1 protein-coding gene is annotated in these 663 nt (G+C 41.0%); it reads left to right on the top strand.

Annotated features, from left to right (window positions below; translation table 11 throughout):
- The coding region (locus CWC14_RS18160) for a type I restriction enzyme subunit R domain-containing protein (protein ID WP_502705431.1) at positions 1–663 on the top strand (663 nt) is incomplete at both ends.

Raw genomic sequence — 663 nt, 5'->3', positions numbered from 1 at the left:
ATCCAATGTTGATAAGATGGATGAAAAAGCCTACACCAAAGCCATTATTGAAGACTTTGGTAGAGACGATGGCCCTGACATCATGATAGTGGTTGATAAACTGCTAACGGGCTTTGACGAGCCAAAGAACACCGTACTGTACATAGACAAGCCTCTTAAAGAGCATAACCTTATTCAAGCAATTGCCCGTGTTAACCGATTGCATAGCAAAAAGCAGTTTGGCTACTTAATTGATTATCGGGGCATATTAAAAGAACTTGATACCACTATAGAAAAGTACCAAGACCTTGCGGAGCGCACCCAAGGCGGCTTTGATATAGACGACCTAAAAGGGTTGTACAACAGCATGGACACCGAGTATAAAAAACTACCAGGATTACACAGTGATTTATGGGCGATATTTGAAGGTGTTAAAAACAAGCAAGATGGCCCTGCTTTACGCCAAGCATTAGCGCCAAAAGTACATGAGGTTGATGGTAAGCTTACCGACACTAATCTTAAAAAGCGTGATGACTTTTACTCAATACTCACGGCATTTTCAAACTGTATGAAAGTAGCGCTGCAATCAGCTACCTACTTTGAAGATAAGTCGTTCGACAACAAACGTGACTTGTACAAGCGTGACTTAAAAGCCTTTGTAGATTTACGTAAACAAGTACGTGA

It is taken from the genome of Pseudoalteromonas sp. S3260, from assembly GCF_005886925.1.
Classification (GTDB): domain Bacteria; phylum Pseudomonadota; class Gammaproteobacteria; order Enterobacterales; family Alteromonadaceae; genus Pseudoalteromonas; species Pseudoalteromonas tetraodonis.
This window is presented reverse-complemented; position numbering and strand designations above follow the sequence as displayed.